This window comes from Pseudomonas sp. HP_12 (assembly GCF_055283955.1).
The window spans coordinates 20722-44560 of record NZ_JBTOQG010000023.1; the positions used below are offsets into that span (position 1 = coordinate 20722).

The window sequence follows — 23839 nt, forward strand, 5'->3', positions numbered from 1 at the left end:
TTTCACGGGCGCGCATGGGGTGTGGGTTGAAAGACGAAAGCCAGGCGACGTATAAGATTTGTCGCTTTCTCACCGTATTTCGATACCCATCGCCGTAGGGATTTTTCCATGACCGACAGCAGTGCCGCGGGTGCGGCGGTTTATTCGCCCCTGACGTTAGCGTTGTACGACGCGTGGGTGCTGGGCATTTCCAACCGGTATGCCTGGCGTTGCCCGACCGATGACGTGCTGTTGCCGTTCTTCCGCGCCAACGTACGTGCTCATCATCTGGATATCGGCGTCGGCACGGGTTACTACCTGGCGAAAGCCAAGCTGCCGCCGAACACCCGAATCACCCTGATGGACCTCAACCCGAGCAGCCTCGCCGCCACCAAGCGCAGGATCGGCCGGCCAGACACGCGCACCCTCCAGCATGACGTGATGACGCCGATACCCGGAAACGAGCGCTTCGATTCGATATCGCTGTTTTACCTGCTGCATTGCCTGCCGGGCCCGCTGGACGCCAAGGCGGCGATCTTCGCTCACCTCAAGCACAACCTGAACCCGGACGGCGTGTTGTTTGGCGCGACTATTCTGGGGGACGAGGCGGGTCACAATGGCTTTGGCCGCAAGCTGATGGCGGTCTACAACAAGAAAGGCATCTTCGGAAACAGCCACGACACCCAGGCCGGTTTCGAAGCGCATTTGCGCATGCATTTTCGCGATGTGACGCTCAGGCTCGAAGGCGTCGTTCTGCTGTTCCGCGCAGCACAGCCGATTGTCTGAGCTGCACCGAGGCATGCGGGCGTTGCTGACAGATACAAAGCGCTGAAAGCAAAAAGCCCGCGAATCACTGAGTGATACGCGGGCTTTGATGTTCAACGGGTGTCGTGGAGGTCCACGCGCGCGTTAGACGTTGAAACGGAAGTGCAGAACGTCACCGTCCTTGACGATGTAATCCTTGCCTTCCAGGCGCCATTTGCCCGCTTCCTTGGCACCGGCCTCACCCTTGTACTGGATGAAGTCGTTGTAGGCGATGCACTCGGCGCGGATGAAGCCTTTTTCGAAATCGGTGTGGATCACACCCGCCGCCTGTGGCGCGGTGGCGCCGACGCGGACGGTCCATGCACGCACTTCTTCGACGCCGGCAGTGAAGTAGGTCTGCAGGTGCAGCATTTCGTAGCCGGCACGGATCACGCGGTTCAGGCCAGGCTCTTCAAGGCCCAGGGCCTCCAGGAACATGTCCTTTTCTTCGCCGTCGTCGAGTTCGGCGATTTCCGCTTCGATCTTGTTGCACACCGGCACCAGCATGGCGCCTTCTTCTTCGGCGATGGCGCGAACCACGTCCAGGTGCGGGTTGTTCTCGAAACCGTCTTCAGCGACGTTGGCGATGTACATGACCGGTTTGGTGGTCAGCAGATGAAAGCCCTTGATGACGGCTTTCTCATCGGCGCTCATGCTCTTCATCAGGCTGCGCGCAGGTTTGCCCAGTGTGAAGTGAGCGATGAGTTGCTCCAGCAAGCCTTTCTGGACCACTGCGTCCTTGTCGCCGCCCTTGGCGTTGCGCGTGACTTTCTGCAGTTGTTTCTCGCAGCTGTCGAGGTCAGCGAAAATCAGTTCCAGATCGATGATCTCGATGTCGCGTTTCGGGTCGACGCTGTTGGAGACGTGAATCACGTTCTCGTCTTCGAAGCAGCGCACGACGTGAGCAATGGCGTCAGTCTCGCGGATGTTGGCGAGGAACTTGTTGCCCAGGCCTTCACCTTTGGAGGCACCGGCTACCAGCCCGGCGATGTCGACGAATTCCATCGTGGTCGGCAGGATACGCTTCGGGTTGACGATGTCGGCCAGGGCCTGCAGGCGCGGATCCGGCATGGGCACGATGCCGGTGTTCGGTTCGATGGTGCAGAAGGGAAAGTTCTCCGCCGCAATACCTGATTTGGTCAGGGCGTTGAACAGGGTGGACTTGCCGACGTTGGGCAGGCCGACGATGCCGCAGTTGAATCCCATGGTGTTTCCCCTCGAGTGATGTCAGGCCTTCTGGCTGTGCAGGACGCGCATCGCCTTGGCGAAGTCGCCAGCGAGTACATCCGGCAGCACGCCGAGGGCAAAGTCGATGCTGGCGTCCAGTTTTTCCTGCTCGGCGCGTGGCGCACGACCCAGCACGAAATTGGATACCAGACTGGCGTCGCCCGGGTGGCCGATGCCAAGCCGCAGGCGGTGGAAGCCGTTCTGGTTGCCGAGCTGCGCAATGATGTCGCGCAGCCCGTTATGCCCGCCGTGCCCGCCACCCAGTTTGAGTTTGGCGACGCCCGGAGGCAGGTCGAGTTCGTCGTGGGCCACCAGAATGGCTTGCGGAGGAATCCGGAAGAAACCCGCCAGAGCTGCGACGGACTGGCCGCTGCGGTTCATGTAGGTGGTGGGAATCAGCAGACGAACGTCCTGGCCTTGATGACTGAACTTAGCCGTCAGGCCGAAATATTTGCGGTCAGCGGTCAGATTGACACGCTGTGCGCTGGCAATGCGCTCAACGAAAAGAGCCCCTGCGTTATGCCGGGTCTGTTCGTATTCGGGGCCTGGATTTCCCAGGCCGACGATCAGTTGGATGGCGGTCACGTCAGGGGCTCTTCCTTGGGTCGAGTGTGATGATAGCGAGCATCATCACGGGTTCAACCGGCTAGCGAGTAATGATTACTCTGCTTCGCCTTCTGCAGTGCCTTCTTCTTCGTCCTGGACGATGCGAGGAGCGTGGACGTTTGCGATGTCCAGGTCCTTGCCGTGCGCCAGAGCAACGAATTCAACACCTTTAGGTGCTTTAACGTCGGACAGGTGAACGTTGTCGCCGATTTCCAGCGCGCCCAGGTCAACTTCGATGAACTCAGGCAGGTCTTTCGGCAGGCAGGTCACTTCCAGCTCAGTGGTGGTGTGCGAGATCTCGCCGCCTTTCTTGACCGGTGCTTCTTCGTTGATGAAGTGCACTGGAACGATAGCGGTCAGTTTCTGGCCAGCCACGACGCGGATGAAGTCGGCGTGCATGATGAACTGCTTGGCAGGGTGACGCTGCATCGCTTTAACGATGACGTTCTGCTTGGCGCCAGCAATGTTCAGCTCGATAACGTGGCTGTAGGCAGCTTCGTTTTCAAACATCTTGGCCAGTTCTTTGGCTTCGATGGTGATCGAAGTAGCTTCCTGGCCACCACCGTAGACAACGGCTGGGACGGAGGCGGCGAGACGACGCAGGCGGCGGCTCGCACCTTTCCCCAGGTCAGTACGCGCTTGGGCGTTCAGAGTAAATTCGTTCATTTTGTATCTCCAAAATAGCCATGACCGAGCGGCGTTTGCGACCAGCGCCTGACACGGTATGGGCAAAAAAGCCCCGCCCCGGCATTGAGTGTCGGGGCGGGGCGCTTTTCGTCAACGGATGGTTCGGCAGGGCAGGGCCCTTATCGGAACATCGCGCTGATCGATTCTTCGTTGCTGATGCGACGCATCGCCTCAGCGACTACCGGTGCGATATCCAGTTGGCGGATACGGTCACAGGCCTGTGCAGCAGCGGACAACGGGATAGTGTTCGTCACCACCAGTTCGTCCAGCACGGAATTTTCGATGTTCTCGATCGCACGGCCCGACAGAACAGGGTGTGTGCAATACGCGAAGACCTTGGCAGCGCCGTGTTCCTTCAGCGCCTTGGCCGCATGGCACAGAGTGCCCGCGGTATCGACCATGTCGTCGACGAGAATACAGGTACGACCTTCCACGTCACCGATGATGTGCATCACTTCGGAGTGGTTGGCCTTCTCGCGGCGCTTGTCGATGATGCCCAGATCGACGCCCAGGGATTTGGCAACAGCACGTGCACGCACGACGCCGCCGATATCCGGGGAGACAATCATCAGGTTTTCGAAGCGTTGGTCTTCGATGTCATCCACCAGAACCGGGGAGCCGTAGATGTTATCTACCGGAATATCGAAGAAGCCTTGAATCTGGTCAGCGTGCAGGTCGACAGTCAGCACACGGTCGATACCGACGACAGTGAGCATGTCCGCAACCACTTTAGCGCTGATAGCCACACGGGCAGAACGCGGACGGCGATCCTGGCGGGCATAACCAAAGTAAGGGATTACAGCAGTGATACGAGTGGCCGAGGAGCGACGGAAGGCGTCTGCCATCACGACGAGTTCCATCAGGTTATCGTTGGTCGGAGCGCAGGTCGGCTGGATAATGAAGACGTCTTTACCGCGAACGTTTTCATTGATCTCAGCGGTAATCTCACCGTCGGAAAACTTTCCAACAGAGATGTCACCGAGAGGGATATGCAGCTGACGTACGACACGCCGAGCCAGATCGGGGTTGGCGTTCCCCGTAAAAACCATCATCTTGGACACGCGCAGTACCTGGAGGCTTAGGGTATGCCTGGATGACTATAGGAAAATGGCAGGGGCGGCTGGATTCGAACCAACGCATGGCAGGATCAAAACCTGCTGCCTTACCGCTTGGCGACGCCCCTGTATCTGTTGCACGAGTGCCTGGCACTCGGTTCCTTTTAGAGCAGCGCCTGTAACTTCCGGTGCAACATCGAGATGTTTGCGCCTTTTGCTACAAACCCTGTAAGGGTCTCTGTAAGAAGGGCCGAGACTTTATCAGCTTCAGCTTTGCTTGGGAAGGCCCCAAACACACAACTTCCAGTTCCGGTTAATTTTGCTTCGGTAAATTTACCTAGCAAATTCAAAGCGTTACCAACTTCTGGATACCGCCTCGTTACAACCGGTAAGCAGTCATTTCGACTGTTTCCCTTGGGAACGGGGCGCACTTTAATGGGAGGAGTGTCACGTGTCAACAGTGGATCTGAAAAAATTTCTGCTGTACTTACAGATACTTGCGGCACTAGCACCAGATACCAAGATTCTTCGGGGGTTACGGGGGTCAGGATCTCGCCGATGCCTTCGGCAAAAGCAGCATGTCCGCGCACGAAAACCGGCACGTCAGCCCCAAGCAGCAGGCCCAGCGCCGCCAGCCGATCCTCATCCCAACCCAGTTGCCAAAGGTGATTCAGGCCCAGCAGTGTGGTTGCCGCGTCGGAACTTCCGCCGCCGATGCCGCCGCCCATGGGCAGGACTTTTTTCAGCCATATATCAACGCCAAGCGGGCAACCCGATTGTTGCTTGAGGGCGCGAGCCGCTCTGACAATCAGATTACTGTCGTGGGGGACGTCGGCAATTTCCGTCTGCAGTCGCACTTCGCCGTCGTCACGAAGCGCGAAGCTGAGCTCGTCGCCGTAATCGAGAAACTGGAACAACGTCTGCAGTTCGTGATAACCGTCGGCGCGGCGTCCGGTGATGTGCAGCATCAGGTTCAGTTTGGCAGGGGCGGGCAGTGTCAGTCGTGCTTGCGACATGCTCATTGTCCCAGTTTGCGTGGTTGCCAGTCCTTGATGACCAGCGTGACGTCCAGATCCTGCCCGTGCAGCTTCATGCGTTCAGGCAGCCAGAAACCATTTTGCTGGGTGTAGCTCAGGTATTCGATCTGCCAGCCATCCTGCTCAAGACTGGCCAGGCGACTGTCACCGTCAAGGGTCAGGTTGCTTTTGCTGTCCGGCGCGGGCAAACCGCGCACCCACCAGACCAGATGCGACACCGGCAATTTCCAGCCGAGCTGATCCTTGAGCAGGGTTTCCGGGTCCGGCGCGTCGTAGCGGCCCTGATTGGCGACTTCCAGCGACACCGCGCCAGGTCGACCGGTCAGGCGGGCAGCACCGCGCCCCAGCGGGCCGGACAGGCGAATGTCGTAGTAATCCTGGCGTTGCAGCCAGAACAGCGTGCCGCTGCCGGAATCCTTTGGCGCGCGGATGCCGACCTTGCCGTTGATCTGCCAGCCATCGAGGCTGCTGAGTTGTTCTTTGTTCACACGCCATTGATTGGCGTCCCCCTTGCCTTGCACGGCTTCGCGGGAGGACATGCCGGCACAGCCGGCGAGCAGGGCGATCAGACTGAATACGAGTACGTGGCGCAATTGCATAAATTCAAAGGGTCTCGGCGCCGGTCAGGCGTTTGATGGTGCTGCGCAGAACCGGGCTGTCAGGTTGTTGTTCAAGGGCCTTGCCCCATACTTTGCGAGCTTCACGCTGCTCGCCTTTGGCCCACAGGACTTCGCCCAGGTGCGCGGCAACTTCGTGATCCGGGAAGCGCTCCAGCGCCTGACGCAGCAGACGCTCGGCTTCATCCAGATTGCCCAAGCGGTAGTTGACCCAGCCGAGGCTGTCGAGCACCGCAGGGTCTTCCGGATTGAGCTGGTGCGCGCGCTCGATCAATTCCTTGGCCTCGGCGTAGCGTGTGGTGCGGTCCGAGAGGGTATAGCCCAGAGCGTTCAGCGCCATGGCGTTGTCCGGCTCGCGCTTGAGAATGGCCCGCAGGTCACTCTCCATCTGTTTCAGATCGTTGCGTTTCTCGGCCAGCATCGAGCGGGTGTAGAGCAGATTCAGATCATCCGGGTACTGCTTGAGCGCTTGACTCAACACTTGCCAGCCGCGGTCGCTCTGGTTGTTGTTGGCCAGGGTCTCGGCTTCGATCAGGTACAGCTGAATGGCGTAATCGGGTTGATCGGCACGTGCCTGGGCCAGCCGCTTCGACGCTTCTGCAGTATTGCCGTTGCTCATCAGGATATCGGCCTGACGCAGCTGCGCAGGCAGGAAGTCGTTGCCGGGGCCCACTTGAGCGTATTCGGCGAGCGCGGTTTGCGGATCGTCGCGCTCTTCGTAGATGCGGCCGAGATTTACGTGGGCCGAGTCGACGTGACTGCCGCGTGCGACGAGGTCTTCGAGATAACCCTGCGCTTCATCCCATGCCTTGTTTTCCAGGCAGACGAGGGCAAGCGAATAACGCAGCTCGTCGTCATCCGGGTACTGCTGAACCAGGCTGGAGAACTGCACTTTGGCGTCCTCCATGCGGTTCTGTTCCACCAGCATGCGCGCATAGGTCAGGCGCAGGCGCTTGTCATCCGGGTATTTTTTGATGCTTTTTTCGAGCAGCGGGATCGCTTCCTTGCCGCGGTTCATGCTTTGCAGCAGTCGGGCACGCAACAGGATCGGCGCCACCTCACCTTCACCCGGCGGATTGTCTTCGAGCAGTTTCAGCGAGGCGGCGCTGTCGCCTTCCTGCTGAAGCAACAGCGCCTTGCCGAAGATCAGTTGGCCGTTTTTCGGGTACTTCACCAGAAGGCGATCGAAGCTGGTGATCAGCCCTTTGCGCGTATTGGAATCGGTTTCCGACGCCGACAACGCGAGGAAATCAAAATGCGTGTCGCCCTGGCCCTGAAGGACCTTCTCCATATAGCGCATGGAGTCGTCGTAGCGCCCGGCCCGCGCCAGCTGGATGGCTGCCGCGCGCTGTGCCTCGAGATTGCCCGGGTCGTTTTTCGCCCAGATCATTGAAGTGTCGAGGGCGGCCTGATCGGCCCCCAGGTATTCGGCGATGCGGAAGGCGCGCTCGGAAATCCCCGGATCCTGGGTCTGGATCGCCTGGGTCACGTAGTTGTCCAGCGCGATGTCGAAGCGGTTGCGCTGGCCCGCAAGCTCGGCGGTCAGCAGGCTGACGACGGTTTCCTGAGTAAACGAGCCGTACACCTGAGGTTTGGCCTCGGGTGCGGGCGGCGCTTCTTTCGCGGGAGCAGAAGGCTCCGTAGAAACGGAGGCCGTAGACTGGCAGCCACTCAGAGCGACAAGGGCAAGGAACAACGCGGAGGATTTATTCATATAGAGGAGGGGCGGCTTACCTGCGGTTTGGAAGCATCATGACACAAGGCCGGGAGCAAACCCACAGCCCGCGCGAAATCTGGATATGCTTAATCTACAGCCTGTGCGTGGACATTTTGTCGCAGGCCAGAGGCGGTGATAAGCAACCTGTATAGGGACAATAGTGTGCTGCGGACGTTCTGAATGTATTGCGGTGGTTGTCCTGACTCTATCGAAGTAGGACAATTGCCGGCTTCACGTCACCATCAGCGACCTTGAATGGCCTTTCTTGCTCTGGGTATCAACCATAAGACTGCATCAGTTGATGTCCGCGAGCGCGTGGCATTTACGCCTGAGCAGCTGGTTGAGGCGCTACAGCAGCTCTGCCGCCTGACCCGCAGCCGGGAAGCGGCCATTCTCTCCACCTGCAATCGCAGCGAACTTTATATCGAACAGGATCAGCTGACCGCCGACGTCGTGTTGCGCTGGCTGGCGGATTATCACCACCTGAATGTCGATGAGCTGCGCGCCAGTGCCTATGTGCATGAAGACGACGCGGCAGTGCGACACATGATGCGCGTGGCGTCGGGCCTGGACTCACTGGTGCTCGGCGAGCCGCAGATCCTGGGTCAGATGAAATCGGCCTATGCCGTTGCCCGGGAGGCCGGCACCGTCGGCCCACTGCTCGGGCGTCTTTTTCAGGCCACCTTCAGCGCTGCCAAACAGGTACGCACCGACACCGCCATCGGCGAGAACCCGGTGTCCGTCGCCTTTGCCGCCGTCAGCCTGGCCAAGCAGATTTTCAGCGACCTGCAGCGCAGCCAGGCGCTGTTGATCGGGGCAGGGGAGACCATCACGCTTGTCGCGCGTCACCTGCATGATCTCGGGGTCAAGCGTATCGTTGTTGCCAACCGCACCCTTGAGCGCGCGAATATTCTGGCCGAGCAGTTCGGGGCTCATGCGGTGCTGTTGGCCGACATCCCGGCCGAGCTGGTCAACAGCGACATCGTCATCAGCTCCACGGCCAGTCAGTTGCCGATTCTGGGCAAGGGAGCCGTGGAAAGCGCGCTGAAACTGCGCAAGCACAAGCCGATCTTCATGGTCGACATCGCCGTGCCGCGCGACATCGAGCCTGAGGTCGGCGAGCTGGACGACGTCTACCTCTACACCGTCGACGATTTGCACGAAGTCGTCGCTGAAAACCTCAAAAGCCGCCAGGGCGCGGCGCAGGCGGCCGAAGAACTGGTCAGCATGGGCGTCGACGATTTCATGTCGCGGCTGCGCGAACTGGCGGCGGTCGACGTGCTCAAGGCGTATCGTCAGCAGAGCGAACGCCTGCGTGACGAAGAATTGCAGAAAGCCCAGCGCATGCTGGCCAATGGCAGCAACGCCGAAGATGTATTGATGGCGCTGGCACGTGGCCTGACCAACAAAATGATGCACGCCCCCAGCGTGCAGCTCAAAAAGCTCTCCGCTGAAGGCCGCGTCGATGCGCTGGCCATGGCCCAGGAACTCTTTGCCCTCAACGAGGGCTCCACGGATAAATCCCCGCAATGAAAGCTTCACTGCTTAATAAGCTGGACGTGCTCAGCGACCGTTTCGAGGAATTGACCGCGCTGCTCGGCGATGGCGAAGTCATCTCCGACCAGACCAAATTTCGCGCGTATTCCCGTGAGTACGCCGAAGTCGAGCCAGTGATTCAGGTGTACCGGCAGCTGCAGAAAGTGCAGAGCGACCTCGAAGGCGCGCAGGCGCTGCTCAAGGACAGCGATCCCGACATGCGCGAAATGGCAGTCGAGGAAGTGCGCGAAGCCAAGGATCAGTTGCTGGTCCTTGAAGCTGACCTGCAAAAAATGCTGCTGCCCAAAGACCCGAACGATGGCCGTAACGTGTTTCTGGAAATCCGCGCCGGCACGGGTGGTGACGAGGCCGCGATCTTTGCCGGCGACCTTTTCCGCATGTATTCCCGTTATGCCGAGCGGCGTGGCTGGCGTGTCGAGATCCTGTCGGAGAACGTGGGCGAGCATGGCGGCTACAAGGAAGTCATTGCGCGGGTCGAGGGCGAGAACGTCTACGGCAAGCTGAAATTCGAGTCGGGTGTGCATCGTGTTCAGCGCGTGCCGGAAACCGAATCCCAGGGCCGCATTCATACGTCTGCGTGTACCGTGGCGGTGTTGCCAGAGCCTGACGAACAGCAGACCATCGAGATCAACCCGTCCGACTTGCGCGTTGACACCTATCGCTCGTCCGGCGCCGGTGGTCAGCACGTCAACAAGACCGATTCGGCCATCCGCATTACGCACTTGCCGTCCGGCATTGTGGTGGAGTGTCAGGAAGAACGCTCGCAGCACAAGAACCGTGCGCGGGCCATGTCCTGGCTGTCGGCCAAGCTCAACGATCAGCAGACCGCTGCGGCGGCCAACGCCATCGCCAGTGAGCGTAAATTGCTGGTCGGTTCCGGGGATCGCTCGGAACGCATTCGTACTTACAATTTCCCACAGGGGCGAGTCACGGATCACCGCGTGAACCTGACGCTCTACTCCCTTGATGAAGTTCTGGCCGGCGGGGTCGATGCAGTGATAGAACCGTTACTTGCCGAGTATCAGGCAGACCAACTTGCGGCACTGGGTGATTAAATGACCATCATCGCCAGCTTGTTAAGAAGCGCCGAGTTGCCGGATTCTCCGACAGCGCGTCTGGATGCAGAATTGTTGCTGGCCGCTGCCCTGGGCAAGCCACGCAGCTTTTTGCACACCTGGCCCGAGCGTATTGTCAGCACCGAAGCGGCGCACGCTTTCGACGGCTATCTCAAGCGTCGTCGAACCGGCGAACCCGTCGCGTACATCCTGGGCCTGCAAGGGTTCTGGAACATCGACCTGGAAGTCGCTCCCCATACGCTGATCCCCCGGCCCGAAACCGAGATGCTGGTGGAAACCGCGTTGGAGCTTCTGCCTGGTGCGATTCCTCACACGCTGCTCGATCTGGGCACGGGCACTGGCGCCATCGCGCTATCGCTGGCCAAGGATCGTCCGCAGTGGAGCGTCACGGCGGTGGATCGCGTTGAAGAGGCGGTCGAGCTTGCCGAACGCAATCGTCAGCGCCTGCATCTGGACAACGCGAAGGTCTTGCACAGCCACTGGTTCAGTGCCGTCGAAGGTCAGCGTTTTGACCTGATTCTGAGCAACCCACCCTACATTGCCTCCAATGACCCGCATCTGGTCGAAGGCGATGTGCGCTTCGAGCCAAGCAGTGCGCTGGTCTCCGGCGCCGATGGCCTGGACGACCTGCGCCTGATTGTGTCGCAAGCGCCCGCGCACCTTGAAGCTGGCGGCTGGCTGTTGCTGGAGCATGGCTATGATCAAGGCGCAGCGGTTCGCGAGTTGTTGCTTGCGCACGGATTCGAAGAGATCAAGACCCGCCGCGACCTGGGCGACCACGAGCGCATTACCTTCGGGCGAGTGCCGTGCTGACGGACGAAGAGCTGCTGCGCTATAGCCGGCAGATCCTTCTTCAACAGGTCGACATCGACGGTCAGTTGCGCCTCAAACAGAGCCGCGTGTTGATAGTCGGCCTGGGCGGGCTGGGTTCGCCGGTGGCGTTGTACCTGGCGGCGGCCGGCGTCGGCGAACTGCATCTGGCGGATTTCGACAGCGTCGATCTCACCAACCTGCAACGCCAGATCATTCACGACACCCAGAGCGTGGGGCTGAGTAAGGTTGATTCAGCCATTGCGCGGCTGACTGCGATCAATCCGCTGATCACACTGGTGCCCCATCGCGCCGCCCTTGATGTTGACTCACTGGCCGCAGCCGTTGCCGGGGTCGATCTGGTGTTGGACTGCTCGGACAATTTTTCGACGCGTGAAGCGGTCAATGCCGCCTGCGTCGCCGCCTGCAAACCACTGGTCAGCGGCGCTGCGATTCGCCTGGAAGCGCAACTGTCGGTGTTCGATCCGCGTCGTCCGGAGAGCCCTTGTTACCACTGCCTGTACGGGCACGGCAGCGAGACCGAACTGACCTGCAGCGAGGCGGGCGTGATTGGCCCGTTGGTAGGATTGGTTGGCAGTTTGCAGGCCCTCGAAGCCCTGAAGCTGCTGGCCGGATTTGGCGAGCCGATGGTAGGGCGACTGCTGGTGATTGATGTCATGAGCACGCGATTCCGCGAATTGAAAGTCAAGCGCGATCCTGGCTGCAGTGTGTGCGGTACCGGTCTCCGAGTTACCGCCGAGCATGAATAGAGACAGCGATGCGCCGGTGGCGGTGTTTGATTCCGGCGTCGGCGGGTTGTCGGTGCTGGCGGAAATACAGCAGTTGCTGCCACGGGAATCGTTGCTCTACGTCGCCGATTGCGGCCACATTCCCTACGGCGAGAAAACCCCGGAATTCATTCGCGAACGTTGCGCGACGATTGCCGAGTTTTTCCACAGCCAGCGCGCCAAGGCCCTGGTGATCGCCTGCAATACGGCAACAGTGGCCGGCATCGCCGACTTGCGCGTCCGCTACCCTGACTGGCCACTTGTGGGCATGGAGCCGGCGGTCAAGCCTGCAGCTGCGGCGACGCGGACCGGCGTCGTCGGCGTGCTGGCGACCACCGGCACTTTGCAAAGCGCCAAGTTCGCCGCGTTGCTCGATCGCTTTGCGGCAGATGTGCAAGTCATCACGCAGCCGTGTCCGGGCCTGGTGGAGCTGATCGAAACGGGCGATCTGGTTAGCCCGGCGATTCGCCAGTTGCTTCAGGGTTACGTCGCGCCGTTACTCGCGGCGGGTTGCGACACCATCATTCTGGGCTGCACCCATTACCCGTTTCTCAAGCCATTGCTGCGGGAAATGATCCCTGCCTCCATCACGCTGATCGACACCGGTGCCGCTGTAGCCCGGCAGTTGCAGCGGTTACTGGGCGAGCGCGAGCTGCTGGCGAGCGGTCATCCTCGGACTGCTCAGTTCTGGACGACCGGTGATCCAGAAGATTTCAGAAACGTCCTACGCGTGCTTTGTATCAACTCCGACAATGTGCGAAGCTTCGTTTCGTGAAAAAAACGTGAATCGCTTCGGCTGTGGGTGAACTAAAGTTCAGCCGCCGGCTTCTACAGCACTTCTGTCGATATAAAAAATTTTTAACTGCTTTCGAAAATAGGATGTTTCAGATGAAGCGACTGTTTTGTTTGGCTGCGATTGCGGCTGCGTTGTTGGGGCAAAGCGCAATTGCTCAAGCTGATGGGGTCGAGTTTTCCGTAGGACACACTGGCGAATCCACGATGACTTATCGTCTGGGCGCGCAATTTGATTGGGATCAAAGCTGGTGGCAAACCGGTGTCGGTCGCCTGACCGGTTACTGGAGCGGCGCTTACACCTACTGGGAAGGCGACAAGAGCTCCAGCAACAACAGCCTGTCGTTCTCTCCGGTATTCGTTTATGAGTTTTCGGGTGAGAGCGTCAAGCCTTACATTGAAGCCGGTATCGGCGCCGCTGTATTCCAGCGCACCGAAGTGGAAGGCAACAAGCTGGGCAGCGCGTTCCAGTTTGAAGACCGTCTGGGTTTCGGTCTGCGCTTTGCCGGTGGACATGAAGTTGGCCTGCGCGCCACTCACTACTCCAACGGCGGCATGACCACCAATAACGACGGTATCGAAAGCTACGCGATTCACTACACGATGCCGTTCTAAGCGTTTGATTGCGTTATTGCACGAGCGGATTTAACCGCACCTGCAATGCACTACCCGCTTCTTCCCGGCTAAAGCCAGTCCTACTGAAAAACCACCTCGTAGGACCGGCTTTAGCCGGGAACGTGTCAGCCAAAGCAGCTGATCCAGGCAAACATTAAATCCCGTGCTTCCTGCTTGCCGCGACCATCACAGATAAGCGGTCGCGATTCCTTCTCGCTCGGCAATACACTCCGGCGCACCCATTTCGAACTCCCTGCAAATCAACGGCCGACGGTCGTAGATCGTGCACATCATCGTGTCGCGATCCAGTGCCGCGCACCAGCCATCGTCCAGGCGCAGCATCACTTCGCCGCCCCAGTCATCGGTGTCGATGTAACGATCGGGCACGCCGGTGTCGGTGATCAACATGACTTCCAGCTGACAGCAGCAGGCCGCGCAGGTGGAACACGTGATTGCGGATTCGTCAGGAAGTTGAAGCGAAGGGATCACAGTCGTCATGGGCGGCAGTTTAAATCACCGCGCAGCGGACAGCTAACCCGGCTGACGAATGCTCACCCATTCTCCTGCGTCTCGGCTTGCCGCTGGGGCAGCGACTTGAACGCTTGCAGGGCGCGTTCGCGGCTGGCTTTCAAATCGACGATTGGCGCGGGGTAGCCTTCCACGCCGAACAGCCCGCCCAGCGCGGACGGGTTATGAATGTCGCGCTTGTTCAACTCAGCCAGTTCAGGCACCCATTGCTTGATGAATCGACCTTCAGGGTCGAAGCGCTCCGACTGACTTTGCGGATTGAAAATCCGGAAGTAGGGCGATGCGTCGGTACCGGTCGATGAGCTCCACTGCCAGCCGCCATTGTTCGACGCAAGATCACCGTCGATCAGGTGCTGCATGAAATAGCGCTCACCCTCGCGCCAGTCGATCAGCAGATTCTTGGTCAAAAACATGGCCGAGATCATCCGCAGGCGGTTGTGCATCCAGCCGTTTTCAAGCAGCTGGCGCATGGCTGCATCGACAATCGGCAGCCCGGTACGACCCTGTTGCCAGGCTTCCAGATCCTTCGGCGCATTGCGCCATTTCAGCGCTTCGGTTTCCGGGCGGAAGGCGCGGTGACGGGAGACACGGGGGAAGCCCACCAGCACGTGCTTGTAGAATTCACGCCAGAGCAGCTCGTTGATCCAGGTGACTGAGCCCGGATTACCGGTCTCGAATTCGCCGTTGTTGCTGCGCAGTGCTGAATGCAGGCATTGGCGGGGCGAGATCACCCCGGCCGCCAGGTATGCAGACAGCTGGCTGGTCCCGGGCTTGGCGGGGAAGTCGCGCTCTTGATCGTAGTAATGCACTTGCTCGTCGGTGAAGTTTTGCAAGCGATCACGCGCCTCATCTTCACCGGCCGGCCAGAGCGAGCGCAGGGTCTCGGTCGGCGCAGCGAAGCCCTTGACGCCATCGGGAACGACGTCACTTTTGACGGACAGCTTCTGTTGCGGCTTGGGCCGTGCAACCAGCGCCGGCATCGAGTAATGCAAGCGGGCGTAACAGACCTTGCGGAACTGCGTGAAGACCTTGAAATAGCCGCCGCTTTTGGTCAGCACGCTGCCCGGCTGGAAGAACAGCTGGTCGAGGTGACGACGAAACAGAATGCCGGCGCCGTCGAGAGCCGCCTCCACTTCACGGTCTCGTTTGCTCTCGTTGATGCCGTACTCGTCGTTAACGTGTACGCCTTCGATCCCGTGTTGCTGACACAGCTTCAGGATCGCTTTGGGTGCCTGCGCCCACGTGTCCGCATGGACAATCAGCAAAGGGACGTTGAGCGCCGCAAGTGACTTGCTCAATTCGCGAAGGTTGCGCAGCCAGAAATCGACTTTGCATGGGGCATCGTCATGGCTCTGCCACTGGCCCGGGCTGATCATGTACACGGCCAGAGTCGGGCCCTGCTCCATGGCAGCGCTCAGCGCGGTGTTGTCGTGCACGCGCAGATCACTGCGCAGCCATATCAATTGCATAGTTATTCCTTAGATAAGCCCCAGCCGCTGCAAGGCAGCCTGGGCGGTCAAAGGGTCTTCGGCGAGGGACAGGCCCGAGACTTCACCCTCGGCTGCGGATAATTCCGCCGAATGAATGCGCACCGCAGGCCCGATGATCAGCTTCGGGCAATCAATGTTGTGCAGCAGGCGAGGCAACTGGCCGACGTTCAGTGACTTGCTGGAATACAACAGCACTGCGCGCGGCTTGAGGTATTCGCAGGCCAGGGCCAGCTCGCCGGCCGGCAATGGCCAGTCGAACACTTCCACCGGGCAATCGGCGCTGCTGAGCAGCCACGCGGTCAGCCACAGATGCGGCTCGAGCGGGAGGTCGGACTGATTGACCAGCAGCAAGGGCGCGCCGCTGACCTGACGGTTGTTGTGGTACAGCCGGGCGCCGAACTTGCTGCGCAGCCACGAGTAGAAAAACACCCGCTCAAGCTGCGCGCCGAACTGGCCCTGCCAGCGCTGCTCGAGTGACGCCAGCAGCGGCAGCAACAGTTGTTCGCAGAGCGTGCGCGGCGGATACAGCGACATCGCGCGGTTGAGGGAATCATCGAGTCGCCGCTCGGCCAGGGCGCCGATGGCTTCCTGCAGAGTCTGGCGAAGAATGTCCCAGTCATTCTCGACACTGGGCGCTGGCGCCTGCTGATCGTCGATCAACTGCTTGACCTGACTGACCGACACGCCGCGATTCAGCCACGTGAGGATGGTCAGCACGCGGTCGACATGTTCGTTGCTGTAAAGACGATGGCCCTTGGCTGTACGGTGCGGAACGATGAGGCCATATCGACGTTCCCAGGCGCGCAGGGTCACTGCGTTCACACCGGTCAGTCGGGCGATTTCGCGAATCGGCAGCCAGCCGTTTTCAAAGGCGTTCGCGGGGTCCTGCGGGTCGCCTTCCGGCGGTTCTTGCTCGGTAGTTGTCATGTTCAAATCGCGTTGCGCAGACTGAGGTTTTCCGGATGCGGCTGCAGATAAACCTGCAGCGCAATGTACGGATCGGGGTGTCGGCGGAAATGGTGTTTGAGCAGCGTCAGCGGCACAACCAGCGGCACGATGCCCTGGTGGTACTGATTGATGACGCCCTGGATTTCTTTCTTGTCAGATGCGCTGAGGGTCTGGCGCAGATAACCGCACAGATGCTGCAGCACATTGGTGTGGGTGCGCCGGGTCGCCGGTTTTTTCAGCGCGCTCATCAATTGACTGAAGTAGCACGGGGCGATCTCGGCAGGGTCATTCCGGCCCATGGTGCCCAGCAGATTCCCCAGCGCCTTGTACTGGACGGGATCGTTGGCCATCAATTGGTATTTATAGCGGGCGTGAAACTCAGTGAGCGCACGGCGGGTGATGGCGCTTTTCAGCAACTCTTGCCACGCGGCATAGGCAAACACACGGGTGATGAAATTCTCCCGCAGCACCGGGTCGTTCAAACGGCCGTCTTCTTCAACCGGCAGATCAGGATGACGCGCGCAGAACGCCTGGGCATAAATGCCACGTCCGCCGGTTTCGAACGGCACGCCGTTATCGCGGTACACCTTGACCCGCTCCAGGCCACACGACGGCGATTTCTGCATGAAGATATAGCCGCAGATGTCGCTCATCTCAGTAGCCATGTGCTCGCCGTAATCAGCCAGTTGTTCGGTAACATCCATGGCGTGATGAACCGTGCCGATCGCCCGAGGGTGATCTGTGTCTCCCACCAAACGAATGGCTTCGCGAGGGATGCCCATACCGATGGCGACCTCGGGGCACGCCGGCACGAAATCGAAGTATTCGTTGAGGGCCCGGGTCAGAAGGTGCGATTCCTTGTGCCCGCCATTGAACCTGACCTCCACACCCATCAGGCAGGCGCTGACGCCCAGCTTGGGTTTGGAGGCTTGCTCTGATGAATGATCGAGTACAGCAGACATGACAAACCCTCGATGAACTTCTTATACAGATCCGTTTCTCTGTACAACATTTGCCCATCATAGGTTTGTAGCAGTGCAAGTCAAATAATTTGTACAAGATCGGTGAATGAAACGACAAGGTGCGGGAATTCAGCCGTAATGACGGGCTGAGGCGGCAGTTGGGAAGGGTTTACTTCCAACCCATCTGCCAGCTCTGGTCATTCTGCAGGGTCTGCCAGGCCAGCGTCTGGCTGCGCTTGGTCATGACGGCTTGCAGTTCGATCTCCAGCACCGTCCCTTCTTCATCACAAAACAACTCGGTGACCAAAAAGTGCTTTTCACGGTTCTGACGAGACGCTGCCGTCCATTTCGACAGCAGCAGCTTGCGCGGGTTGATTCGATTCATTTGAGGTGTTCCAGCAGACGTCGCGCGGCTTCCTGACCACTCAGCCAGGCGCCTTCGACTCGGCCCGACAGGCACCAGTCGCCGCAGACGTACAGACCCAGATCTGCATCGGACAACGCGCCGACTTCGCGTCCGCCAGCCGGCCTTGCGTACAGCCAGCGGTGGGCGAGGGTGAATGCCGGGGCAGGCATCGCGCAATTCATCAGCTCGGCGAACGCGCCGTGCAAGTGATCGATGACGTCCTCCTTGGCCATGTCCACATGCTGGCGGCTCCAGGCGCTGGTGGCGTGCAGAATCCAGGTGTCCATCTGGCTGTCGCGCCCGGGTTTGCTGCGATTGCGGGCCAGCCAGTCGATGGCGCTGTCCTGCACGAAGCAGCCTTCGAGGGGCGTGTCCAGCGGGGTATCGAACGCCAGCGCGACCGCCCAGGTCGGCTCCATCTTCACGCCCGCGACAACGCTCGCCAGTTTCGGCGCGTCGGCCAGCAGGGTGGTGGCCTGGGGCGCGGGGATGGCGATCACGACCTGACTGAACGGGCCGTGGCTTTGGCCGTCGACGTCCAGCAGATTCCAGTGTTGTTCGCCGCGAAAGACTTCAGTGATGCGGCAGGAAAAGGTCACCGGCATGTCGCCGAGCATGGCCCGGGTGATTGCACTCATGCGCGGCGCGCCGACCCAGCGCACTTGCTCGTCGGGCGACAGGCTGAGTTTTCCGCCGTGATAGTTGTAAAGCAGCGGCTTCCACTCGGCCACGTGGCCCTCGGCTTGCCACTGCTGGACGGCGGCGGCGAAGCGACGGTCGCGGGCGGTGAAGTATTGCGCGCCCATGTCCAATGCGCCGGCATCGCTGCGTTTGCTGGACATCCGGCCGCCACTGCCGCGGCTCTTGTCAAAGAGATGAATGCTATGCCCGGCGGCTTGCAACGCCTGGGCGGCGGAGAGTCCGGCGATGCCGGTACCGATGATTGCAATGGGGACAGTCATAGGGGCCTCGTTACCTTGTCTGCACAGACTACGCCTCAGGCAAAAGCTGTACAATGCCGTTTTTCGGTATAAGTTGTCGCCCTGCACACGCAGGACGCGGACCTTTCCAAGGGCTCGCTGACAAGTCTGACGCTTTGCTTCAATCGTTCAACTGCACGATCGGGCTGTCCTATAGAACAGCAGTGAAGTGGATCGCTCTAACCTGACCTAAAGTTGAGTGATCACTCCGCGCACGAGCTCATGGCTTGTGAAGAAATAGACTCCGCAATTGCGATGAACGCCACGTAAGGAACTCAGTCATGCACATCTTGCTGACCGGCGGTACAGGCTTGATAGGGCGTCGTTTGTGTAAACACTGGCTCGCGCAGGGCCATCAGCTGACGGTCTTGAGTCGCAAACCCGATGACGTTGCGCGGCTTTGCGGCGCCAACGTTCGCGGGATAGCTCACTTCGACGACATAGGCAGCCAGCACGTCGACGCGGTGATCAATCTGGCCGGCGCACCCATCGCCGACCGTCCGTGGACCCGCAAACGCAAAATACTGCTGTGGGACAGCCGCATCACCCTGACTGAGCAATTGGTCACGTGGCTTGAGCGCCGCGAGCAGAAACCCGACGTGTTGATATCCGGCTCGGCGGTAGGCTGGTATGGCGACGGCGGTGAGCGCGAGCTCGACGAAAATGCGCAACCGGTCAGTGAAGATTTCGCCAGCCGTCTGTGCATTGCCTGGGAGGAGACCGCACAACGTGCCGAGACCCTGGGCATTCGCGTGGTGCTGGTGCGCACCGGACTGGTGTTGGCCGACGAAGGCGGCATGCTGCAGCGCCTGGTGCCGCCGTTCAAGATGGGCATGGGCGGGCCGATCGGCAACGGACGCCAATGGATGCCGTGGGTTCATATAGAAGATCAAATCGCCCTGATTGATTTTCTGATGAACCGGGACGATGCCCGAGGTCCTTATAATGCCTGCGCGCCATCACCGGCCCGCAACCGGGATTTCGCCAAGACCCTCGCGTCCGTGCTGCACCGACCATCCTTCATGCCGATGCCGGCCGTTGCGCTTCGAGTGTTGCTGGGCGAGCTATCGATCCTGTTGCTGGGCGGTCAACGCGCCCGGCCAGACCGCCTGCAAGAGGCGGGTTTAACTTTCCGATTCACTGATCTGCGCGCGGCCCTGGAAAACCTTTTGGGCCGCCACTGACATCAAGGTGTTGCATGACCGATCACGCTTTATTGCTGGTTAATCTGGGCTCACCGGCGTCCACGTCGGTCGCTGACGTGCGCCGCTACCTCAATCAGTTCCTGATGGACCCTTACGTTATTGACGTGCCGTGGCCAGTGCGTCGCCTGATCGTGTCGCTGATTCTGATCAAGCGCCCGGAGCAGTCGGCCCACGCCTATGCCTCGATTTGGTGGGACGAGGGTTCGCCGCTGGTGGTGCTGAGCAAGCGACTTCAGCAGGCCATGGTCAAGGAATGGAAACACGGCCCGGTCGAACTGGCGATGCGTTACGGCGAGCCGTCGATCGAGACCGTGCTCACGCGCCTGGCAGCCCAGGGCATCAAAAAGGTCACGTTGGCGCCGCTGTATCCGCAGTTTGCGGACAGTACCGTGACCACGGTGATTGAAGAAGCCAAGCGCGTAGTGCGTGAGAAAAAGCTGAATTTTGACTTCTCGCTGCTGACGCCGTTCTTCAATCAGCAGGAATACCTCGACGCCCTGGTGGCGAGCGTGCGGCCGCATCTGCAGCAGGATTACGATCACCTGCTGCTGAGTTTTCACGGTCTGCCCGAGCGGCATCTCACCAAGCTCGACCCGACCGGCAATCACTGTTTCAAGAGCGGCAACTGCTGTGAGACGGCGTCGCCTGAGGTCCTGGCGGTCTGCTACCGCGCCCAGTGCATGCGCTCAGCGGCAGAGTTCGCCAAGCTGATGGGGATTGCCGATGGCAAGTGGTCAGTGTCGTTTCAGTCGCGCCTGGGCCGCGCCAAATGGATCGAACCCTACACCGAACCGCATCTGGAGGAGCTTGCTGCTCAAGGCGTGAAGCGACTGCTGGTCATGTGCCCGGCGTTTGTCGCGGACTGCATCGAAACGCTGGAAGAAATTGGTGATCGCGGGGCTGAAGTGTTCAGGGAAGCCGGGGGCGAGGAGCTGGTGCTGATTCCGTGTCTGAACGACGACCCGAACTGGGCGAAGGCGCTGAACACGCTGTGCGAAAAGGCACCGGCGATGGTCGTGTAATAACGCGATCTTTGCTGTCAGGCAAATCCAATGTGGGAGCGAGCTGCTCGCGAATGCGTCCGTTCAGTCGGCATTGATGAACCCGATGCGCCTCCTTCGTGAGCAAGCTCACTCCCACAGTTTCGGTGTACGCCGCAAATCTAAGCTACTCCTACAGAATCCCAAAAAAGGGGGGCATCACGTGTGTGATGCCCCCTCTCTCATAACGCTTGCGAACTACGGCAACTGATCATCCAGGTGCTTGTTCTTCCACGCGTCATTGCCCGGCAGGATCAGGTTCAGCACGATGGCGGTCACGGCGCACAGCGCGATGCCTTTCATGCCGAAATCATCAGGGCCGTTGCCGGTGCCGATCAGCACGCCGCCAATGCCGAACACCAGCGTGACGGACACGATCACCAGATTGCGCGCTTCGGCCAGATCAACCTTGTGGCGGATCAGCGTGTTCATGCCCACCGCCGCGATCGAGCCGAACAGCAGGCACAGAATCCCGCCCATGACCGGCACCGGAATGCTCTGCAGCAACGCGCCGAACTTGCCAATGAACGCCAGGGTAATGGCGAAGATTGCCGCCCAGGTCATGATCTTCGGGTTGTAGTTTTTGGTCAGCATCACTGCGCCGGTCACTTCGGCGTAGGTGGTGTTGGGCGGGCCACCGAAAGCGCCAGCCACGGTCGTCGCGATGCCGTCACCCAGCAAGGTGCGGTGCAGGCCGGGCTTCTTCAGGTAATCACGGCCCGTCACGCTGCCGACCGCAATCACGCCGCCGATGTGCTCGATGGCCGGAGCCAGTGCCACCGGTACGATGAACAGGATCGCCTGCCAGTTGAATTCCGGTGCCGTGAAGTGCGGCAAGGCCAGCCATGGCGCGGCAGCAATTTTCGCCACATCGACCACGCCGAAATAGAACGACAGCGCAAAACCCACCAGCACGCCCGAGATGATCGGCACCAGACGGAAGATGCCTTTGCCGAACACCGCAACGATCAACGTCGTCAGCAGCGCCGCCATCGAAATGATGATGGCGGTGTTGTACGGGATCAGCTCTGCGGCGCCGTCACCCGTCCGCCCCATTGCCATGTTGGCGGCAATGGGTGCCATCGCCAGACCAATGGAAATGATCACCGGCCCAATGACCACCGGCGGCAGCAGGCGGTCGATGAAACCGGTGCCTTTGATCTTCACGGTCAGGCCGAGGAAGGTGTAGACGAAGCCTGCTGCCATGACCCCGCCCATGGTCGCCGCCAGGCCGAACTGGCCCTTGGCGAGGATGATCGGGGTAATGAAAGCAAAGCTCGACGCGAGGAAGACCGGCACCTGACGGCCTGTCACCACCTGGAAGCACAGGGTGCCCAGGCCTGCCGTGAACAGCGCGACATTGGGATCGAGGCCAGTGATCAGCGGCATCAATACCAGCGCGCCGAATGCCACGAACAGCATCTGCGCGCCCGACAAGATGGTGCGCCAGAGTGGATCGTTGAACTCATCCGGCTTCATCAGGCGTCCTTCTGCTTGGTGCCGAAAATCTTGTCGCCGGCATCGCCCAGGCCCGGAATGATGTAACCATGTTCGTTCAGTTGCTGATCGATGGACGCGGTGTAGATGTTGACGTCCGGGTGGGCCTTCTCGACGGTAGCGATGCCTTCCGGCGCGGCAACCAGCACCATCGCGCGGATGTCGCGGCAGCCGGCTTTTTTCAGCAGGTCGATGGTGGCAACCATGGAGGCGCCGGTGGCGAGCATCGGGTCGATGATCAGCGCCAGACGCTGGTCAATCTCGGGGGCGAGTTTTTCCAGGTACGTGTGGGCTTCGAGGGTTTCTTCATTGCGCGCGACGCCCACGGCACTGACCTTGGCGCCCGGGATCAGGCTGAGTACGCCTTCAAGCATGCCGATGCCGGCCCGCAGGATCGGCACCACGGTGATCTTCTTGCCGGCGATCTTCTCGACCTGAACCGTGCCGGCCCAACCCTGAATCTCGTAGGTTTCCAGCGGCAGATCCTTGGTCGCTTCATACGTCAGCAGCGCGCCGACTTCCTGAGCCAGTTCACGAAAATTCTTGGTGCTGATATCGGCACGGCGCATCAGGCCGAGCTTGTGGCGGATCAGCGGATGGCGGATCTCACGAATGGGCATAGGGGAAAGGCTCCAGCGGGCGGGCAAAAAAAACGGCTTAGATTAATCTATTCAGCTGTAACTTGTCCTGACGGTTAGGTTCGCGTGTCGAGATTTCTGGAACGGCAGTGCAACGTTAGTCCAGAAACACTTGCCCTGATGTCGGCGGATGCGTACCTTTGCCCGCTTTTCCTTACACAGCCCCCTTGGAGAGCGTCATGTCCGCTGATCTCGAGCATATCCGTCAAGTCATGCGCGAGGCTGACTGCCTTTACAGCGAGGCCGAAGTCGAAGCCTCCATCGCCCGCGTCGGCGAGCAAATCAATAGCGTGCTGGCCGACCGTAACCCGGTGGTATTTTGCGTCATGAACGGCGGCCTGATCTTCGCCGGCAAGCTGCTCACTCATCTGAATTTCCCGCTGGAAGCGTCCTACCTGCACGCTACCCGCTATCGGAATGAAACCAGCGGTGGCGACCTGTTCTGGAAAGCCAAACCTGAAGTTTCGTTTATCGACCGCGATGTGCTGATCATCGACGACATCCTCGACGAAGGTCACACCCTCGGGGCGATCATCGACTTCTGCAAACATGCCGGTGCAAGCGCTGTTCATACCGCTGTGCTGATCGACAAGGACCACGACCGCAAGGCGCGCCCTGACCTGAAAGCAGACTTCGTCGGTCTGCCTTGCATTGACCGCTACATCTTCGGGTACGGCATGGACTACAAAGGCTACTGGCGCAACGCGGCCGGGATCTATGCCGTGAAGGGGATGTAACAGCAAGCACCGCTTTATTGTGGGAGCACCACCCGGCCGCT

The 23839-nt window shown here is 59.9% G+C and carries 25 protein-coding genes and 1 tRNA gene; 10 read left to right on the top strand and 16 right to left on the bottom strand.

Translation table 11 applies throughout. The features are described from left to right. Positions 1-108: 108 nt before the first annotated feature. Complete coding sequence (locus tag ACYASU_RS15355; RefSeq protein WP_463583290.1) at positions 109-765, top strand: class I SAM-dependent methyltransferase; 657 nt, start codon at positions 109-111, stop codon at positions 763-765. 123 nt (positions 766-888) lie between these two features. Here the strand turns inward: ACYASU_RS15355 and ychF are convergent, their stop codons facing one another. From ychF to ACYASU_RS15395, 8 genes are all read right to left on the bottom strand, one after another. Beyond that, on the bottom strand, positions 889-1989 hold the full coding sequence (gene ychF / locus ACYASU_RS15360) for a redox-regulated ATPase YchF (RefSeq protein ID WP_282369436.1): 1101 nt from the start codon (positions 1987-1989) through the stop codon (positions 889-891). Between the two features lie 21 nt (positions 1990-2010). Then, complete coding sequence (gene pth, locus ACYASU_RS15365) at positions 2011-2595, bottom strand: aminoacyl-tRNA hydrolase (protein ID WP_108120616.1); 585 nt, start codon at positions 2593-2595, stop codon at positions 2011-2013. A gap of 75 nt (positions 2596-2670) precedes the next feature. Further along, complete coding sequence (locus ACYASU_RS15370; RefSeq protein WP_065991778.1) at positions 2671-3282, bottom strand: 50S ribosomal protein L25/general stress protein Ctc; 612 nt, start codon at positions 3280-3282, stop codon at positions 2671-2673. Positions 3283-3422: 140 nt separating this feature from the next. Continuing rightward, on the bottom strand, positions 3423-4364 hold the full coding sequence (locus ACYASU_RS15375; RefSeq protein ID WP_037018241.1) for a ribose-phosphate pyrophosphokinase: 942 nt from the start codon (positions 4362-4364) through the stop codon (positions 3423-3425). 47 nt (positions 4365-4411) lie between these two features. Beyond that, positions 4412-4486 (bottom strand) — tRNA-Gln (locus ACYASU_RS15380). Positions 4487-4522: 36 nt separating this feature from the next. Continuing rightward, the gene (gene ispE / locus ACYASU_RS15385; protein WP_463583291.1) at positions 4523-5374 is read right to left on the bottom strand and encodes a 4-(cytidine 5'-diphospho)-2-C-methyl-D-erythritol kinase; all 852 of its coding nucleotides are present in this window, start codon (positions 5372-5374) and stop codon (positions 4523-4525) included. 2 nt (positions 5375-5376) lie between these two features. After that, entirely contained in the window at positions 5377-5994 is a 618-nt protein-coding gene (gene lolB, locus ACYASU_RS15390) for a lipoprotein insertase outer membrane protein LolB (RefSeq protein ID WP_282369450.1), read from the bottom strand. Between the two features lie 4 nt (positions 5995-5998). Continuing rightward, positions 5999-7726: a tetratricopeptide repeat protein gene (locus tag ACYASU_RS15395; RefSeq protein WP_463583292.1), complete on the bottom strand. Its 1728-nt coding sequence runs from the start codon at positions 7724-7726 to the stop codon at positions 5999-6001. 258 nt (positions 7727-7984) lie between these two features. On the opposite strand from ACYASU_RS15395, the gene hemA reads away from it, so the two are divergent. From hemA to ACYASU_RS15425, 6 genes are all read left to right on the top strand, one after another. Continuing rightward, positions 7985-9262 (top strand): glutamyl-tRNA reductase, encoded by a 1278-nt coding sequence (gene hemA / locus ACYASU_RS15400; protein ID WP_192174949.1) that lies wholly within the window; start codon positions 7985-7987, stop codon positions 9260-9262. Further along, on the top strand, positions 9259-10341 hold the full coding sequence (gene prfA / locus ACYASU_RS15405; RefSeq protein WP_463583293.1) for a peptide chain release factor 1: 1083 nt from the start codon (positions 9259-9261) through the stop codon (positions 10339-10341). Before hemA ends, prfA begins: the two co-directional genes overlap by 4 nt. After that, positions 10342-11175, top strand: coding sequence for a peptide chain release factor N(5)-glutamine methyltransferase (gene prmC, locus ACYASU_RS15410; protein WP_463583294.1), 834 nt, complete (start codon positions 10342-10344; stop codon positions 11173-11175). Next, positions 11169-11942, top strand: a complete 774-nt coding sequence (locus ACYASU_RS15415) for a molybdopterin-synthase adenylyltransferase MoeB (protein WP_463583295.1) — start codon at positions 11169-11171, stop codon at positions 11940-11942. The genes prmC and ACYASU_RS15415 overlap by 7 nt, the downstream gene beginning before the upstream one ends. Then, positions 11935-12735 carry a glutamate racemase gene (gene murI / locus ACYASU_RS15420; RefSeq protein WP_192174945.1) on the top strand — a complete coding sequence of 267 codons (801 nt, stop codon included), beginning with the start codon at positions 11935-11937 and terminating at the stop codon, positions 12733-12735. Before ACYASU_RS15415 ends, murI begins: the two co-directional genes overlap by 8 nt. A gap of 113 nt (positions 12736-12848) precedes the next feature. Beyond that, positions 12849-13367, top strand: a complete 519-nt coding sequence (locus ACYASU_RS15425; protein ID WP_192174944.1) for an acyloxyacyl hydrolase — start codon at positions 12849-12851, stop codon at positions 13365-13367. 186 nt (positions 13368-13553) lie between these two features. On the opposite strand, the gene ACYASU_RS15430 is transcribed toward ACYASU_RS15425, so the two are convergent. The 6 genes from ACYASU_RS15430 to ACYASU_RS15455 form a co-directional block, all read right to left on the bottom strand. Then, positions 13554-13865 carry a YkgJ family cysteine cluster protein gene (locus ACYASU_RS15430; RefSeq protein WP_463583296.1) on the bottom strand — a complete coding sequence of 104 codons (312 nt, stop codon included), beginning with the start codon at positions 13863-13865 and terminating at the stop codon, positions 13554-13556. A 53-nt stretch (positions 13866-13918) separates the two neighbouring features. Continuing rightward, positions 13919-15364, bottom strand: a complete 1446-nt coding sequence (gene phrB / locus ACYASU_RS15435) for a deoxyribodipyrimidine photo-lyase (protein ID WP_463583297.1) — start codon at positions 15362-15364, stop codon at positions 13919-13921. Between the two features lie 9 nt (positions 15365-15373). Continuing rightward, positions 15374-16312, bottom strand: coding sequence for a MerR family transcriptional regulator (locus tag ACYASU_RS15440; protein WP_463583298.1), 939 nt, complete (start codon positions 16310-16312; stop codon positions 15374-15376). A 2-nt stretch (positions 16313-16314) separates the two neighbouring features. Then, the gene (locus ACYASU_RS15445) at positions 16315-17295 is read right to left on the bottom strand and encodes a YbgA family protein (RefSeq protein WP_463583299.1); all 981 of its coding nucleotides are present in this window, start codon (positions 17293-17295) and stop codon (positions 16315-16317) included. A gap of 169 nt (positions 17296-17464) precedes the next feature. Continuing rightward, a complete protein-coding gene (locus tag ACYASU_RS15450; RefSeq protein ID WP_463583300.1) occupies positions 17465-17680 on the bottom strand; it encodes a TIGR02450 family Trp-rich protein in 216 nt (71 codons plus the stop codon). After that, positions 17677-18663 carry an NAD(P)/FAD-dependent oxidoreductase gene (locus ACYASU_RS15455; RefSeq protein WP_463583301.1) on the bottom strand — a complete coding sequence of 329 codons (987 nt, stop codon included), beginning with the start codon at positions 18661-18663 and terminating at the stop codon, positions 17677-17679. The genes ACYASU_RS15450 and ACYASU_RS15455 overlap by 4 nt, the downstream gene beginning before the upstream one ends. Positions 18664-18962: 299 nt before the next feature. Between ACYASU_RS15455 and ACYASU_RS15460 the strand changes: the two genes are divergently transcribed. After that, a complete protein-coding gene (locus tag ACYASU_RS15460) occupies positions 18963-19865 on the top strand; it encodes a TIGR01777 family oxidoreductase (RefSeq protein WP_463583302.1) in 903 nt (300 codons plus the stop codon). 14 nt (positions 19866-19879) lie between these two features. Then, positions 19880-20908 (top strand): ferrochelatase, encoded by a 1029-nt coding sequence (gene hemH, locus ACYASU_RS15465; protein ID WP_346631454.1) that lies wholly within the window; start codon positions 19880-19882, stop codon positions 20906-20908. A gap of 216 nt (positions 20909-21124) precedes the next feature. Here hemH and ACYASU_RS15470 read toward each other — a convergent pair whose 3' ends face one another. Both ACYASU_RS15470 and upp read right to left on the bottom strand, forming a co-directional pair. Continuing rightward, complete coding sequence (locus ACYASU_RS15470; RefSeq protein ID WP_463583303.1) at positions 21125-22405, bottom strand: uracil-xanthine permease family protein; 1281 nt, start codon at positions 22403-22405, stop codon at positions 21125-21127. Further along, a complete protein-coding gene (gene upp, locus ACYASU_RS15475; RefSeq protein WP_133771905.1) occupies positions 22405-23043 on the bottom strand; it encodes a uracil phosphoribosyltransferase in 639 nt (212 codons plus the stop codon). Before upp ends, ACYASU_RS15470 begins: the two co-directional genes overlap by 1 nt. A 197-nt stretch (positions 23044-23240) precedes the next feature. On the opposite strand from upp, the gene ACYASU_RS15480 reads away from it, so the two are divergent. Next, positions 23241-23798, top strand: coding sequence for a hypoxanthine-guanine phosphoribosyltransferase (locus ACYASU_RS15480; RefSeq protein WP_463583304.1), 558 nt, complete (start codon positions 23241-23243; stop codon positions 23796-23798). The last annotated feature ends 41 nt before the right edge of the window (positions 23799-23839 follow it).